Here is a 14,061-nt window from a genome sequence, read left to right on the forward strand (position 1 = left end):
CGGGTGCGTCACCTCTCCAGGACGAGGGCGAGGCCCTGGCCGACGCCGATGCACAAGGTGGCCAGGCCGGTCCCGGAGCCGGCGGCCGCGAGTTGGTGGGCGACGGCCCCGGCGAGCCGGGCGCCGGAGGCGCCGAGGGGGTGGCCGATGGCGATGGCGCCGCCGCGCGGGTTGACGAGGGCGGGATCCAGCTCCGGCCACTCGGCGAGGCAGCCGAGCACCTGCGCGGCGAAGGCCTCGTTGAGCTCCAGGGTGGTCAGGTCGGCGAAGGAGCGGCCGGCCTTGGCCAGGGCGCGGTGGACGGCCTCGACCGGCCCGAGGCCGAAGTACTGCGGCTCGATGCCGGTGACGGCGGACGCGCCGATCCGCGCCAGGGGCTCGCGCCCGGTGGCCGCGAGCCCCTCCTCGTCGACGAGCAGCAGCGCCGCGGCGCCGTCGTTCAGCGGCGAGGAGTTGCCCGCGGTGACCGTCCCGCCGTCCTTGCGGAAGGCGGGCTTCAGCTTGGCCAGGGACTCCAATGACGTGTTGTCGCGGATGGTCTCGTCCCGGGGCAGGTCCACCCCCTCGTACGGCACGACCTCCGCGTCGTACGCGCCGTCCTGCCAGGCCCGCACCGCCTTCCGGTGGCTGGCCAGCGCGTAGGCGTCCTGCGCCTCGCGGCTGATGCCGTGCTTGTCGGCGATCAGCTCGGCGCCCTCGCCGAGGGCGACGGTCCACTCGGGCGGCATGTCGGGGTTGGTCATGCGCCAGCCGAGGGTGGTGGAGTAGAGCTGCTGGTGCCCGGCCGGGAAGGCCCGCTCCGGCTTGGGCAGCACCCAGGGGGCGCGGCTCATCGACTCCACGCCCCCGGCCAGCGCGATGTGCGCGTCGCCGACGGCGATGGCGCGGGCGGCCTGGAGCACGGCCTCCAGGCCGGAGGCGCACAGCCGGTTGACGGTGGCGCCGGGCACGGTGACGGGGAGCCCGGCCAGCAGGACGGCCATCCGGGCCACGTCGCGGTTCTCCTCGCCCGCTCCGTTGGCGTTGCCGAAGTAGACGTCGTCGACGCGGGCCGGGTCGAGGTCGGGGGTGCGGGCGAGGAGGGCGCGTACGACATGGGCGGCCAGGTCGTCGGGGCGCACGCCCGCGAGCGCGCCGCCGTACTTGCCGACGGGGGTGCGGACGGCGTCGACGATGTAGACCTCGCGCATGGTGCCGTTGCTCATCACTGTCCGGCGTCCTTTCCGGCGTCATTCGCGGTGTTCTTTCCGGCGTCTTTCGCGGTGTTCTCAGCGGTGTTCTCAGCGGTGTTCTTCGAGGTGTTCTTGCCCATGGCCCCGGCAGCGGCGGGCTGCGCGAGCGCGTCGTACCGCACGCCCGTCAGCCGCTCCGACACCGCCCACAGGCCCCGGCCCGCCGTGTCGTCCCGGGCCCATTTCGCGCGGGGCGAGCGGGTGGGGGTGCCGCGCCACATGAGGAAGGGCGGGCCGAAGAAGTCGTCCTGGCGGACGTCGGGGGCGGTGGCCGCGTAGAGGGTGGGGAGGGCGCCGTGGTCGGGGGACTGGGCGAAGTAGCGGTTGCCGATCTCCATGAAGCGCTCGGTGGCGCGGCGGCCCTCCAGCTTGGGGGCGGCGGTCTGGAGGTTCGTCGAGGCGTAGCCGGGGTGGGCGGCGGCAGCGGTCAGGCGGGCGCCGGCCGCGCTCAGGCGGCGGGAGAGCTCGTGGATGAAGAGGAGGTTGGCGGTCTTGGAGCGGGCGTAGGCGGTCCACCGCCGGTATCCGCGCTCCATGTTGAGATCGCGCGGGTCCACCGTCCCCAGCATGTGCATGAAGCTGGACACGCTGACCACCCGCGCCCCCGGCCCCGCCGCCAGCAGCCTGGGCAGCAGCAGCCCGGTCAGCGCGAAGTGCCCCAGGTGGTTGACGCCGAACTGCGTCTCGAAGCCGTCGGCGGTCCTGCGGTGGGGGAGGGCCATCACCCCCGCGTTGTTGATCAGCAGGTCCAGCCGGTCCCCCCGGTACTCGGCCGCGAAGGCCCGTACGGACGCCAGGTCCGCCAGGTCCAGCGGGGCGAAACGCACCTCCGCGCCCGGTACCTGCGCCCGGATCCGCTCCACGGCCTCGCCGCCCCGCGCCTCGCTGCGGCAGGCGAGCACCACCTGGGCGCCGCGCCGGGCCAGCTCGCGGGCGGTGACATGGCCGAGGCCGCTGTTGGCGCCGGTCACCACGGCGGTGCGGCCGGTCTGATCGGGGATGTCGCTCGCGGTCCAGCCCTTCATCACGCGCTCCTTCGCCGTCTGTCGCCGTCTGTCGCCCTCGGTCGCGGTCTGTCGCGGGCTGGGCTACGCGCTGGTAGCCCGGACCTCCGGCGACAGCCTAGGCGTGCGGTCGTGAAGGTGCGAGTGACCGGCCTGCCGGTCCGCGCCGGTCTACCGGGCCGCGCCGGCCTTCCGCAGGAGGGAGCGGAGTACGGCCTCGGCGTGGGTCCACAGCACCGCGCCGCCGATCCCCGGTACGACGCGGCGGTCCGCGCCCGGGACGCGGGTGGCGAGGAAGGCGCCGTTGTCGGGGGAGTGGCCGGTGTCCCGCTCGCCGTACCAGATGTCGACCGGGACGGCGATCCGGCCGAGGTGGAACGGCCACCGCCCCATGGCCAGGACGGTGTCCCGGCCGTAACCGGCCCCGCCGTGCGCGAAGCCCTCGGCCAGGGCCCGGCGGTAGGCGGCCTCGAACCCGGGGTCCCGGTACACGGCCAGGTCGCACTCCGGGCTCCCGGCCATCACCAGGTCCCACATCGCGTCCGCGCCGAGACCGGCGAAGAACTCCTCCGCCCCGGCCGGGTCGCGCGCGCTCCTGTCGACCAGCCCCCGCAGCTCCGCCGGCAGGGCGGTGGCGAACTCCGGCGCCGCCACCTCGTCGGCGCCGGAGACGACGGCCAGCGCCGAGACGACACCCTCCACGGCACACGCGAGCGCGAAGGGCGCGCCCTGGGAGTTGCCGACCACCGGCGGGCGCCCCAGCCCGCGCAGCGCCGTGAATTGGCGCATGTCGTCGGCGAAGTCGGCGAAGCCCCGGCCCGGTGCCGGCGTGGAGGCGCCGAGACCCGGGCGGTCCACCGAGACGAGACGCACCCCGAGCGCCTCGACGACCCCCGCCCCGAAGCCGAGCCACCGGCTCGTGGCGGCCCCAGGACACAGCAGCACGGGCACGCCGTCCGGCGGCCCCCACTCGGCCCATCCCAGGGACCGTCCGTCGGACAGCCGCTCCTCACCGAGCCGTGCGGGATCCTCGATGAACACGCTCATGATCGCCATCTTGGCCCGTGGGCGGGCGCCGCGCACATGGGTTTCGCCATGTGCTCCAGCGGCATCGCTAGCCTCGGAGGATGATTACCTGCGTCGTCGAGTACGTGATCGACCCGGCGAAGATCGAGGCGTTCGAGCGGTTCGGGCGCCGCTGGATGGAACTGGTCGACCGTCATGGCGGCACCCATCATGGGTACTTCCTGCCGTCCGAGGGTGCCAGCGACAAGGCACTGGCCTTGTTCAGCTTCCCCAGCCTCGCCGCGTACGAGCAATACCGGACCCTGTTCGGCAAGGCCCCCGAGTTCATCGAGGCGGACCGGATCAGGGACGAGAGCGGCTGCGTCCTGCGCTACGAGCGCACGTTCATGCGGCCCCTGCTGCCCGAGGCTCCTTAGCCCCGCTCCCTGCCCCTACCGCCCGCGTCCCGAGCAGGTCGCGCAGGCGGGCCGCGTACGCCGACGGATGGCTCGTGTTGCCGTTGTGGCCGCCGGGCAGTTCCACGACCTCCGCGCCGAGCAGCTCCGCGAGGGCGTAGGCGCAGCGGCGGTCGAAGACGCCTTCGGGGGTGGTGCGGCCGACGGCGGGGAGGACGCGGGTGGGCGTGGCGGCGAGGGCGGCGATGTCGAGGGTGTCGTCGAGGACCGCCGTGAAGTCGTGGCGGATGAAGTAGTCGAAGTTGGCGCGGCGCAGGGCGTCGATGGGCTGCGGGGTCAGGCCGGGCTCGGCGTCGCGTCCGCCGGTGTCGATGCCGAGGACACGGGCGATCTCGGGGAGGGTGGCGGCGAGCCCGGAGCGGGTGTAGAGCCCCTGGAGGTCGGCGAGTTCGCGCTCGTGGTGGGCCCGTTCTGCGGCGGGCAGCAGCCGGGGCGCCACCGGCTCGTGGGCGACGAGGGTGTGGATCAGGCCCGGGTGGCGCACCGCGAGGTGCAGTCCGATGACGGCCCCGAGGCTGCAGCCGAGCATCGCGGCGGGCTCGGTGGTCACCGCCGCGAGCACGCGCGCCGCGTCGTCCGCGTGCTCGGCGAGCGTCGCCCCGCGCGCGGGGTCCTGGAGCCGGCTGCGCGAGAGGCCGCGCCGGTCGTAGGTGACCACCGTGCAGGTGTCCGCGAGCCGGGGGACGAGATCGACGGTGCGATCGGCGTCCCCTTCGCCGCTCTGTCCGATGAGCAGCACGGGCCCCTCTCCGCGCACCTGGTAGTGGAGGGTGGCGCCGGGTGCGTCGATGGTGCCGGCCGTCGTGGCGGTGGCCGTCGTGGCGGTGGCCGGAGTGGTGGCGTGCGTCATGGGATCCCCCTGGTGGCGGTGGCGGCTGCTGCACGCCACATTAATCCATCGAATTCGATGCATCAAGTTCGATGCATCAGATTCGATGTAGTCTCGGGGGGTGAACGGAGTCGAACTCTTCCTCCTCGGCCGCACCCTGATGAAGATCGGCGAGGACGCCATGCCCGAGCCCCCCGGCGGCGCCGACCGCCATTCCGGCAGCACACGCCTGGTGTTGATCGCCGCCAGCGACATCGCCGCCCATCCGGGCACCACCGTCGGCGACATCGCCGCCCGCACCGGTCTGCCGCAGAGTCAGATCTCCACCGCCGTGGCCCGTCTGAAGCAAGCGGGGTCGATCACCACCGCCCCCGACCCCGCCGACCGCCGCCGCGTGCTGATCAGCCCGGCCACCGAGCCCTCCGCCCGCGTCCAGCAGGTGCGCGCCACGACCATCGACACCGCCCTGGCGGCGGCCCTCGGCACCGACGACCCTCGGCGGCTGCGTGAGGTGACCGACGCCCTCGCCGTCCTCGCCCGCCAACTCGCCCCGTGAGAAGGGAAGGTCCGTCGCCGATTACGCTGCCGTCCATGGCCGACCCGCATCCCGTCACCTCCGAGTGCGAGGACGTCACCTCCGAGCGCGAGGATGTCGCCGCCTTCCGTGCCGAGGTGGGGCTCGACCACCTCATCGACGTCCACACCCACTTCATGCCGCAGCGCGTCCTGGACAAGGTGTGGGCGTACTTCGACGCGGCGGGTCCTCTCACGGGTCGCGCCTGGCCGATCACCTACCGGCGCGAGGAGCAGGAGCGCCTCGACGTGCTGCGCGGCTTCGGGGTGCGCGCCTTCACCGCGATGCTCTACCCGCACAAGCCCGGCATGGCCCGCTGGCTCAACGACTGGGCCGCCGACTTCGCCGCCCGTACCCCCGACTGCCTGCACACCGCGACCTTCTACGCCGAGCCGTGCGCCCTCGGCGACGTACGCCGCGCCCTCGACCAGGGGGCGCGCGTCTTCAAGTGCCACCTCCAAGTGGGCGATTTCGACCCCAACGACCCGCTGCTCGACGCGGTCTGGGCGCTGCTCGCCGAGCGCGGCATACCCGTGGTCACCCACTGCGGCTCCGGCCCCATCCCAGGGCGCCACACCGGGCCGGGGCCGATCGGGGCGCTGCTGGCCCGCCACCCGGCGCTGCGGCTGGTCGTCGCCCATCTCGGGATGCCGGAGTACGCGGAGTTCCTCACCCTGGCCGAGCGGTACGAGCACGTCATGCTCGACACCACGATGGTCTTCACCCCGTTCGTCGAGGCCGACATGCCCTTCCCGCGCGCCGAGCTGCCGCGCCTCGCCGACCGGCGGGAGAAGGTCCTGCTGGGCACCGACTTCCCCAACATCCCCTACCCGTACGCCGACGCCCTGCGCGCCCTGCGGGACACCGGCCTCGGCGCCGACTGGCTGCGCGCGGTCTGCCACGACAACGCCGCCCGCCTCTTCGGCCTCTGAGCGGCCCCCGGCGGCCGCCCGGCCGTCCCGCTGTCGGACCCATGCGTCAGGATTTCCCCATGGAGACGACAGCGGGCGAGCTGGTGACGGCGCGGGCCGAGGTGGCGGCCCTGGACGACTACGGCGTGGCGACCGCGCTGAGCGGGCTCGTCAACGGGTCGGGTTATTGGGTCCGTGACGGCTCCCTGGCCGCCATCGAGCGGACCGGGCGCTATCTGGCCGGGAGCTGGGAGCCGCCCCGGCCGGACGGGGGTCCCGGAAGGGCGGGCGAAGGCTCCTGGGCGCGGTTCATCGGGCGGATCGGGGCCGTGGCGCTGCGCGCCGCCGCGCCGTCCACCCGCGAGGAGCGCCGCGAGCGGCTGCTGGCGCTGCTGGAGTTCTGGGCGGAGAGCCCCTTCGCCGACCCGGCGGCCCGGCTGCGCACCGGTGTGGTGCGGGTGGCGGAAGGCGCCCCGGAGGCGGTGCGGGACGAGCGGGGGGCCGCCGTCGCGGTGGGCTGGGCCGGGTCGGACAGCCGCCGGTTCGTCGAGCTGCGCACCGGCGAGGCGGAGCCGCCGAGCCTGGGGACCGTCGAAGAGGCGCGTGACGTGCCGCGCGGCTGGGGGAGCGCCGCGCAGCTGCGCCGGCTGGTGGGCCTGGTCCGGGAGCGCGGGCCGGCGCCCTGGGACCCCGAGGCCGTGGGCGTGCTGTGTGAGGGCACGGGCCTGGGGCGGGCGGCGGCGTCCCTGGCGCTCGCGGGGCTCCTGGAGCGGTCCTACATGCCCTTCCTCGACGCACACGAGCGCGAGGTGCTGCGGCTCAAGGTGGCCGAGGCCGAGGACGGCGCGTCCGAACTGGCGCGGCTGACCTCGCTGGAGCGCCTCGAGCTGCTGGCGGACGTGCTGCCCGAGGACCCGGCCGAGCTGTGGGAGCCGGGCGGGATGCGCGCGGTGGCGGAGCGGCTGGCCGAGGGGTGGCGGGCGCGGCGCGGCCGGCGGGCCGTGGTGCCGCAGCGCACGCTCGACGCGGTCGTGGAGCTGGGGCTGCTGCGGCTGTCCGCCGCCGAGTTCTGCGCGGCGTTCACCAACCCCACCGCCGAACCCGGGCTCAGCGCCCCCGTCGACACCTGGATCAAGAACACCGACCACGGCCCGATGGTCACCGACGCCAACGCCCGGTGGGACATCGCGAGGTTCGAGGACCGCCTGCTCGCCACCGTCCCCCACCTGTTCTGGGTCTACGCCGAGCTGCCCGCCGGTGATCCCGTCCGCGACGGAGCGCCCGGTCTGGTGCGAGTGCTCCGGGAGCGGCTGGACCACCCGGGGATGCTGCTGGACGCAGGCAGGCTCAGCCCCACGGTGGGGCGCTCGGTCGCCGACGTGCACGAGCGCTTCGGGTTCCGTCCGTACGCCGGCCCGGAGCGGCTGGACGTCGCGAGCATCGACGACGGGCTCACCGTGGTCACGGACGGCACGGTCAGCCGCCGAGGGGACCGCTCCCAGCCCCGCCTCTACTTCCGCCCGGCGTTCTACGGCGACGACGACCGCTCCCGGGCGCTGTTGGCGGCCAGGGGCGACTCCCGCTACGACCCCGAGATCCGCATCGTCGAGTGGCTGCGCGGCCCGGTCTGCGCGCGCATCGTCGAGCGGATCGAGCGCGCCCCGCTGCCGGCCGGCGCGTACGAGAGCGATCCGGCGGCCTCCGCGCCCGAGGTGGTGGCGCGGGTCGCGGGCGGGCTCGGCATCGACGAGGACGCGGCGGCGCTCTACCTCCAGCTGCTGGCCCTGCCCGCGCCGACCGACCGCAAGGTCCGCGCCTGGAACGGGTGGAAGGCCGCCCGGCACCAGAAGGCCGCCGGTGTGCTGGTCGAGCGCGGTCTGGTCGTCGAGGACAAGCGCCCCCGCGCGGGCCGTCAGGTCTTCCTGCCGGGCGAGTGGATCCACGCCAAGAAGCCCTACCAGCCCATGGAGGCGTGGAAGGCGGGGCTGCTCGGGGTAGCGCGCTCCTACAACGGGCGTCTGGAGAACCCCCTTCCGCTGCCCACCCGCACGCTTCCCGAGCTGTTCGCCCAGGCCTGGGCGCTGGTCGAAAACGGAAGCGGTCCCTCCATGTAAAGATCTTGTGCATGACACAACTAACTGATTTTCTGTCCGGCGAGGCCATACGGCTCGATGTCCGGGCGGCCGACTGGCGGGAGGCGATCGGGGTCGCGGGCGGCCTCATGGTCGCGACGGGCGTCGCCACCGGGGACTACACCGCCGAGATGATCGCCAACGTCGAGGACAACGGCCCCTACGTCGTCATAGCCCCCGGCCTGGCCTTCGCCCACGCCCGGCCGTCCCCGGCGGTGCTCAGGACGGGCATGTCCTGGGTGCGGCTCGCCGAGCCGGTCGAGTTCGGCCACGAGTCCAACGACCCGGTCGAACTCGTCGTCGCCCTCGCCGCGAAGGACTCCGCCGCCCACACCTCGGCCATGGCCGCCCTGGCGCGGCTGCTGGGCGACCCGGACACCGCCGCCGCGCTCGCGACCGCGCCCACCCCCGAGGCGCTGCTCACCATCCTCTCCGGGGGCGCCGAGCCGGGGCCCGCCGCCGCGCTCGCAGCCGCCGCCCCCGCAGCCGAGAGCGCTCCCGTCTCCGGCAGCGCTCCCGCCGCCGCGCCCGCTTCGTCCCTGCACAAGATCCTGACCGTCTGCGGCAACGGCGTCGGCACCAGCCTGTTCCTCAAGAACACCCTGGAACAGGTCCTGGACCGCTGGAAGTGGTCGAAGTTCGTCACCGTGGAGGCGACCGACACCATCTCGGCCAAGGGCAAGGCCTCCGAGGCCGTGGCCCTGCTCACCTCCCGGGAGATCGCCAAGACCCTGGGGGACGTGGGGCGGCCGGTGAAGGTCGTCCAGGACTTCACCAGCACCGCCGAGGTGGACGCGGCACTCCGCGACATCTACGACGTCGACACCCACGACGCCGAAACCCGGGTCACCGAAACCCGGGTCACCGACACCCGCGCCACCGAAACCCGCGCCACCGACACCCCCGACGCCTGACGACGAGGAAGCGAAGAACATCATGGGCTGGCTTGTCGCTGTCGCGAAGTTTCTCGTCAACGAGATCCTGAGCGAACCCGCGTATCTGATCGGCATCATCACCGCCGTCGGACTCATCGCGCTCAAGAGAACCACCGGGCAGATCGTCGGCGGCGCCATCAAGGCGACCCTCGGCTTCCTGCTGATCGGCGCCGGCGCGGGGCTGGTCACCGGCTCCCTCGCCCCGCTGGGCACGATGATCCAGGGCGCCACGGGCGCCCATGGCGTCATCCCCACGAACGAGGCCATCGTCGGCATCGCCCAGGACCGGTTCGGCTCCCGCGTCGCGTGGCTGATGATCCTGGGCTTCGTGGTCAGCCTGCTGCTGGCCCGCTTCACCCCGCTGCGCTATGTGTTCCTGACCGGACACCACATGCTCTTCATGGCCACGCTGCTGACCGTGGTGCTGGCCGGCACCGGGCAGTCGACCCTCGCCGTGGTCGCGGTCGGCGGGGTGCTGCTCGGCATCATGCTGGTCGCCATGCCGGCGTTCGCGCATCCGTGGACCAAGCGCGTCACCGGGAGCAACACCGTGGCCATCGGACACTTCGGCACCGCCGGCTACGTGGTGGCGGGCGCGGCCGGGAAGGTGGTCGGCAAGCGCAGCCGCAGCACCGAGGAGATGAAGCTGCCCGAGGGGCTGCGCTTCCTGCGCGACTCGATGGTGGCCACCGCCCTGTCCATGCTGCTGATCTACCTGGTCATGGCGGTGGTCTTCCTCGCCAAGGTCGGCAAGGAGCAGGCGTTCAAGGCGTTCGCGGGCGCGGGCGGCGGCGCGCCGGCCACCGACGTCGGCAACTACCTGATGCAGTCGGTCATGCAGGGGCTCCAGTTCGGCATCGCGGTCGCGGTGATCCTCTTCGGTGTCCGTACGATCCTCGGCGAGCTGGTCCCCGCCTTCCAGGGCATCGCGGAGAAGGTGGTGCCGGGCGCGCTGCCCGCGCTGGACGCGCCGATCGTCTTCCCGTACGCGCAGAACGCGGTGCTGATCGGCTTCCTCGCCAGCTTCACCGGCGGGCTGGTCAGCCTGGGCCTGCTCACCTGGATCTTCAACCCGGCCTTCGGCCTGGCCCTGGTGCTGCCGGGCCTGGTCCCGCACTTCTTCACCGGCGGCGCGGCCGGGGTGTACGGGAACTCGACCGGCGGCCGGCGCGGCGCGGTCGTCGGCGCCTTCCTCAACGGGGTGCTGATCACCTTCCTGCCCGCCCTGCTGCTCAAGGTGCTCGGCGCGTTCGGCGACCAGAACACCACCTTCGGCGACGCGGACTTCGGCTGGCTCGGCGCCCTCATCGGCAACGCGGGCAAGGCAGGCGGCGCCCCCGGCCTGGTGATCATCCTGCTGATCGGGTTCGCCGTGCTGGGCGCCGCCATCGTGATGCAGAAGCGGGTGGTCGAGACCGGCTGGGACCCGGGCGCCGCCCGCGACGCCGCGCTGGGCCGGGAGACGGCGCCGGGCCGGGAGGCGGCGCCGGCGGGAGAGACCACGGCGGGCCCTGCCTCCTACCCGAAGATCGCCCCTCCGGCCGGGGCCCCCGCGCCCCCGCCGCCGCCCCGCTGACGCCCGGGCGCCGGGGTCACTTCACCTCCGCCGGGCACACCAGCCTCCGCCGGTGGTCCACCGCCCGCTCCGGGCCGGTCAGCGTCAGCGGCAGGGTGTGCCGTACATCGGCGTCGGCGCTGGAGGAGGCCAGGCGCAGCTCCAGCGGGCCGGGTTCGACGACGCGGCCCCCGTCGGGCACGCCGGGGTAGGAGGCCAGGTCGGCGTGGAAGGTGAACTGGACCTCGGCGCTCTCGCCGGGCGCCAGCGGGACCCGCGCGTAGCCGATGAGCCGGGTGACCGGGCGGACGGCGCGGGCCACGGGCTGGTGCAGATAGAGCTGCACCACCTCGGTGCCGGGCCGCTCGCCCGTGTTGCGGACGGTCAGGCGCAGCGCGGTCTCGCCGTCGGTGGCCAGGGTGGCCGCGTCCGCCTCCGGTGCCTCCCAGGCGAAGGTGGTGTACGACAGGCCGTGGCCGAAGGGGTGCAGCGGGGTGGGGTCCACGGTGCTGGCCCCGCCGTGCAGCCCCAGCGGAGGCTGGAGGTACGTCCAGGGCTGGCCGCCGGGCCCGTACGGGACGCTGACGGGCAGCCGGCCCGAGGGGTTCACCCGCCCGGAGAGCACCCCGGCGACGGCCGGGCCGCCCTCCTCACCGGGGAAGAACGCCTGGACGGTGGCGCCGAGCAGGTCCGACCAGCGGCCGAGCGCGTACGGGCGCCCGGTCAGCAGGACCAGCACCACGGGGGTGCCGGTGGCCAGCAACGTGTCGAGCAGGGCGCCCTGCTCCCCGGGCAGTTCGAGGTCGGCGGCGTCGCAGCCCTCGCCCGAGGTGCCCCGGCCGAACAGGCCGGAGAGGTCGCCGAGCACGGCCACGCACACATCGGCGTCCGAGGCGGCGCGGGCGGCCTGCGCCAGCCGGCTCTCGGCGGCCACGGCGGCCGAGGCGCCCGTCGCGGCGGCGGCCCCGGTGGCCGGGCCGGGCGGGGCGCAGCCCTCGGCGTGGGTGATCCGCGCGTCGGGGAGTTCGGCGCGCAGCGCGGCGAGCAGCGTCGGCACGTCGATGCCGATCGGCAGCTCCGGGTGCTCGATGCCCACGTGCCGGGGGAAGGTGTAGCAGCCGAGCATCGCGGCGGGGTCGTCGGCGAGCGGCCCGACGACCGCGATCCGGGCCCCGGGCGCGAGCGGCAGCACCTGGCGGTCGTTGGCGAGCAGCACCACCGACTCCTCGGCGAGCTGCCGGGCCACCTTCCGCATCACCGGCGGGTCCAGGTCCACCGCCTGGGGCAGCGCGGGCGGGGTGGCCGACCAGTCCGGGTCGAGCAGCCCCAGTTCGCACTTCTGCCGCAGCACCCGCAGCGCCGCCCGGTCCACCAGCGCCTCGTCCACCTCCCCGGCCCGTACGGCGTCCCGCAGCGGCGTGGCGAAGCAGCGCACGGCGGGCAGCTCCACGTCCACGCCGGCCGCCAGCGCGAGCCCGGCGGCGCGCGCCGGGGAGTCGGCGACGCGGTGGTTCAGCTCCAGGAAGGAGACCCCGAAGTAGTCGGAGACGACGGTGCCGGTGAAGCCCCAGCGCTCGCGCAGCAGTTCCGTCAGCAGCCAGGGGTTGGCCGCCGACGGGACGCCGTCGAGGTCGTTGTAGGCGTGCATGACCGAGCGCGCCCCGCCCTCGAGCACGGCCATCTCGAACGGCGGCAGGATGACGTCGGCGAGCTCGCGCGGGCCGATGGAGACCGGCGCGTGGTTGCGGGCGCCGCGCGAGGCCGAGTAGCCCGCGAAGTGTTTGAGGGTGGCGACGATCCCGGCCGACTGAAGGCCGCGCACATACGCGGTGCCGATGGTCCCGACCAGGTACGGGTCCTCGCCGATGGACTCCTCCGTACGCCCCCAGCGCGGGTCGCGCACCACGTCCACGACGGGGGACAGGCCCTGGTGGATGCCCACCGCCCGCATGGAGGCGCCGATCAGCTCGGCCGCCCGGCCGACCAGAGCCGGGTCGAAGGTGGCGCCCCAGGCCAGCGGGGTCGGGAAGACGGTCGCGCCCCAGGCGGCGAAGCCGGTCAGGCACTCCTCGTGGGCGACGGCCGGGATCCCGAAGCGGTTGCCGGCGGCGATCCGCGCCTGGGTGCGGGCGAGGGCGGCGGCGCCCTCGCCCGGCTCGACGGGGGCGGTGCCGAACGGGCGGGTCAGCTGGCCGAGGCCGTGGGGGAGCAGGGCGTCGAGGTCCACGTCCTCGTTGACCTCGTGCTGGAGCGGGGCGACGTCCTCGCCCTCGGTGGACCCGGAGCCCGGCCAGACACCGGCGAGTTGAGCGAGCTTCTCCTCCAGGGTCATCCGGGAGAGCAGGTCCGCGGCGCGGTCTTCGGCGGGGAGGGAGGTGTCCTGCCAGGGGTGAGGCATGAAGCTCCTTGTCTCAGGTCTGCTCAGGGCTGCTCAGGCTGGTCGGGTCTGCTCGGGCTGATCGGGCTGGTGAGGCCTGCTCAGGCTGGTCAGGGCTGTTCGCCGGGGTCGCTCACTTGCCGCCCACGCCCATCAGGCCGTTGATCAGCTGACGGCGGGCGAAGAGGTAGACGACGAAGATCGGGACGATGGACAGCACGACCGCGGTGAGCAGCGCCGGGGTGTCCACCCGGAACTCGCCGACGTAGTCGTACAGGCCCAGGGTCAGCACCCGGTTGTCCCGGGACTGGGTGAGGATCAGCGGGAACATGAAGCCGTTCCACGCGTGCAGGGCCGAGTACACGCCGACCGTGGAGATCCCCGCCCGCGACATCGGCACCACCAGTCGCAGCAGCACCCGGGTGGGCCCCGCCCCGTCCAGCGCCATCGACTCGTACAGCTCCTCGTCGATGTCGCGCATGGTGCCCGCCAGGATCAGCACGCTGACCGGGAGCGAGAAGGCGGCCGTCGGCAGGATCACCGCCAGCAGGGTGTCGTAGAGATGCAGCTTGGTGATCACCAGATAGATCGGGATGATCACCGCCTGGGACGGGATCGCCAGCCCCAGCAGGAAGATCTGGAAGACGCGCCGGGACACCCGGCCCCGGGCGCGCACGACCGCGTAGCCGACGGTCACCGACAGCACGATGACGATGGTGGCGCACACGGCGGTGACGACCAGGGTGTTGCCCAGATAGGTGAAGAAGTGGCTGCTCAGCACCCGGTCGTAGTTGGCGAGCGTGGGGTGGGTGGGCAGCGACAGCGGACCGTCGTCGATATAGCCGTCGCGGGTCCGGAAGGTGGTGGCCACCAGGACGTACAGCGGGGCGCCGACGATGACCAGCCACAGCAGGGAGGCGAGACCGGCCGGGTAGTTGGGCCTTCGAGGGCCGCTCCCCCTCAGCAGGCGGGGCAGCCGCGGGCGGCGGTGCAGCACGTCGGTCACTGTGAATCTCCGAGGCGAAACACCG

At 73.9% G+C, this 14,061-nt stretch carries 12 protein-coding genes; 6 read left to right on the plus strand and 6 right to left on the minus strand.

The window, feature by feature from the left end:
• Positions 1–8: 8 nt before the first annotated feature.
• The 3 genes from ABFY07_RS21290 to ABFY07_RS21300 form a co-directional block, all read right to left on the minus strand.
• Entirely contained in the window at positions 9–1,205 is a 1,197-nt protein-coding gene (locus ABFY07_RS21290) for a thiolase family protein (RefSeq protein WP_346176022.1), read from the minus strand.
• On the minus strand, positions 1,205–2,257 hold the full coding sequence (locus ABFY07_RS21295) for an oxidoreductase (RefSeq protein ID WP_346176023.1): 1,053 nt from the start codon (positions 2,255–2,257) through the stop codon (positions 1,205–1,207). Before ABFY07_RS21295 ends, ABFY07_RS21290 begins: the two co-directional genes overlap by 1 nt.
• A gap of 150 nt (positions 2,258–2,407) precedes the next feature.
• On the minus strand, positions 2,408–3,283 hold the full coding sequence (locus ABFY07_RS21300; RefSeq protein WP_346176024.1) for an alpha/beta fold hydrolase: 876 nt from the start codon (positions 3,281–3,283) through the stop codon (positions 2,408–2,410).
• Between the two features lie 80 nt (positions 3,284–3,363).
• Between ABFY07_RS21300 and ABFY07_RS21305 the strand changes: the two genes are divergently transcribed.
• Positions 3,364–3,678, plus strand: coding sequence for an NIPSNAP family protein (locus ABFY07_RS21305; RefSeq protein WP_346176025.1), 315 nt, complete (start codon positions 3,364–3,366; stop codon positions 3,676–3,678).
• Here the strand turns inward: ABFY07_RS21305 and ABFY07_RS21310 are convergent.
• Positions 3,647–4,567, minus strand: coding sequence for an alpha/beta fold hydrolase (locus ABFY07_RS21310; RefSeq protein ID WP_346176026.1), 921 nt, complete (start codon positions 4,565–4,567; stop codon positions 3,647–3,649). The genes ABFY07_RS21305 and ABFY07_RS21310 overlap by 32 nt on opposite strands.
• 100 nt (positions 4,568–4,667) lie before the next feature.
• Here ABFY07_RS21310 and ABFY07_RS21315 point away from each other — a divergent pair, with 100 nt between their 5' ends.
• The 5 genes from ABFY07_RS21315 to ABFY07_RS21335 are packed head-to-tail and all read left to right on the plus strand — an operon-like array spanning position 4,668 to position 10,674.
• Positions 4,668–5,102: a MarR family winged helix-turn-helix transcriptional regulator gene (locus ABFY07_RS21315; protein ID WP_346176027.1), complete on the plus strand. Its 435-nt coding sequence runs from the start codon at positions 4,668–4,670 to the stop codon at positions 5,100–5,102.
• 35 nt (positions 5,103–5,137) lie between these two features.
• Positions 5,138–6,052 (plus strand): amidohydrolase family protein, encoded by a 915-nt coding sequence (locus ABFY07_RS21320; protein WP_346176028.1) that lies wholly within the window; start codon positions 5,138–5,140, stop codon positions 6,050–6,052.
• A 59-nt stretch (positions 6,053–6,111) separates the two neighbouring features.
• A complete protein-coding gene (locus ABFY07_RS21325) occupies positions 6,112–8,145 on the plus strand; it encodes a hypothetical protein (protein ID WP_346176029.1) in 2,034 nt (677 codons plus the stop codon).
• Positions 8,146–8,156: 11 nt separating this feature from the next.
• Positions 8,157–9,077 carry a PTS sugar transporter subunit IIAB gene (locus tag ABFY07_RS21330; protein ID WP_346176030.1) on the plus strand — a complete coding sequence of 307 codons (921 nt, stop codon included), beginning with the start codon at positions 8,157–8,159 and terminating at the stop codon, positions 9,075–9,077.
• A 22-nt stretch (positions 9,078–9,099) separates the two neighbouring features.
• The gene (locus ABFY07_RS21335; protein ID WP_346176031.1) at positions 9,100–10,674 is read left to right on the plus strand and encodes a PTS ascorbate transporter subunit IIC; all 1,575 of its coding nucleotides are present in this window, start codon (positions 9,100–9,102) and stop codon (positions 10,672–10,674) included.
• A gap of 16 nt (positions 10,675–10,690) precedes the next feature.
• Here the strand turns inward: ABFY07_RS21335 and ABFY07_RS21340 are convergent, their stop codons facing one another.
• Positions 10,691–13,051 carry a beta-xylosidase/alpha-l-arabinosidase gene (locus ABFY07_RS21340; protein WP_346176032.1) on the minus strand — a complete coding sequence of 787 codons (2,361 nt, stop codon included), beginning with the start codon at positions 13,049–13,051 and terminating at the stop codon, positions 10,691–10,693.
• Positions 13,052–13,163: 112 nt separating this feature from the next.
• Positions 13,164–14,036, minus strand: coding sequence for a carbohydrate ABC transporter permease (locus ABFY07_RS21345; protein WP_346176033.1), 873 nt, complete (start codon positions 14,034–14,036; stop codon positions 13,164–13,166).
• Positions 14,037–14,061 lie beyond the last annotated feature (25 nt).

The sequence above is a fragment of the Streptomyces sparsogenes subsp. cuspidosporus genome, assembly GCF_039532705.1.
Lineage (GTDB): Bacteria > Actinomycetota > Actinomycetes > Streptomycetales > Streptomycetaceae > Streptomyces > Streptomyces sparsogenes.

Bases quoted from the DNA above. Each gene is read 5' to 3' on its own strand.
- ABFY07_RS21290 (WP_346176022.1), bottom strand. From the start codon at position 1,205: ATGAGCAACGGCACCATGCGCGAGGTCTACATCGTCGACGCCGTCCGC.
- ABFY07_RS21295 (WP_346176023.1), bottom strand. From the start codon at position 2,257: ATGAAGGGCTGGACCGCGAGCGACATCCCCGATCAGACCGGCCGCACC.
- ABFY07_RS21300 (WP_346176024.1), bottom strand. From the start codon at position 3,283: ATGAGCGTGTTCATCGAGGATCCCGCACGGCTCGGTGAGGAGCGGCTG.
- ABFY07_RS21305 (WP_346176025.1), top strand. From the start codon at position 3,364: ATGATTACCTGCGTCGTCGAGTACGTGATCGACCCGGCGAAGATCGAG.
- ABFY07_RS21310 (WP_346176026.1), bottom strand. From the start codon at position 4,567: ATGACGCACGCCACCACTCCGGCCACCGCCACGACGGCCACCGCCACG.
- ABFY07_RS21320 (WP_346176028.1), top strand. From the start codon at position 5,138: ATGGCCGACCCGCATCCCGTCACCTCCGAGTGCGAGGACGTCACCTCC.
- ABFY07_RS21325 (WP_346176029.1), top strand. From the start codon at position 6,112: ATGGAGACGACAGCGGGCGAGCTGGTGACGGCGCGGGCCGAGGTGGCG.
- ABFY07_RS21330 (WP_346176030.1), top strand. From the start codon at position 8,157: ATGACACAACTAACTGATTTTCTGTCCGGCGAGGCCATACGGCTCGAT.
- ABFY07_RS21335 (WP_346176031.1), top strand. From the start codon at position 9,100: ATGGGCTGGCTTGTCGCTGTCGCGAAGTTTCTCGTCAACGAGATCCTG.
- ABFY07_RS21340 (WP_346176032.1), bottom strand. From the start codon at position 13,051: ATGCCTCACCCCTGGCAGGACACCTCCCTCCCCGCCGAAGACCGCGCC.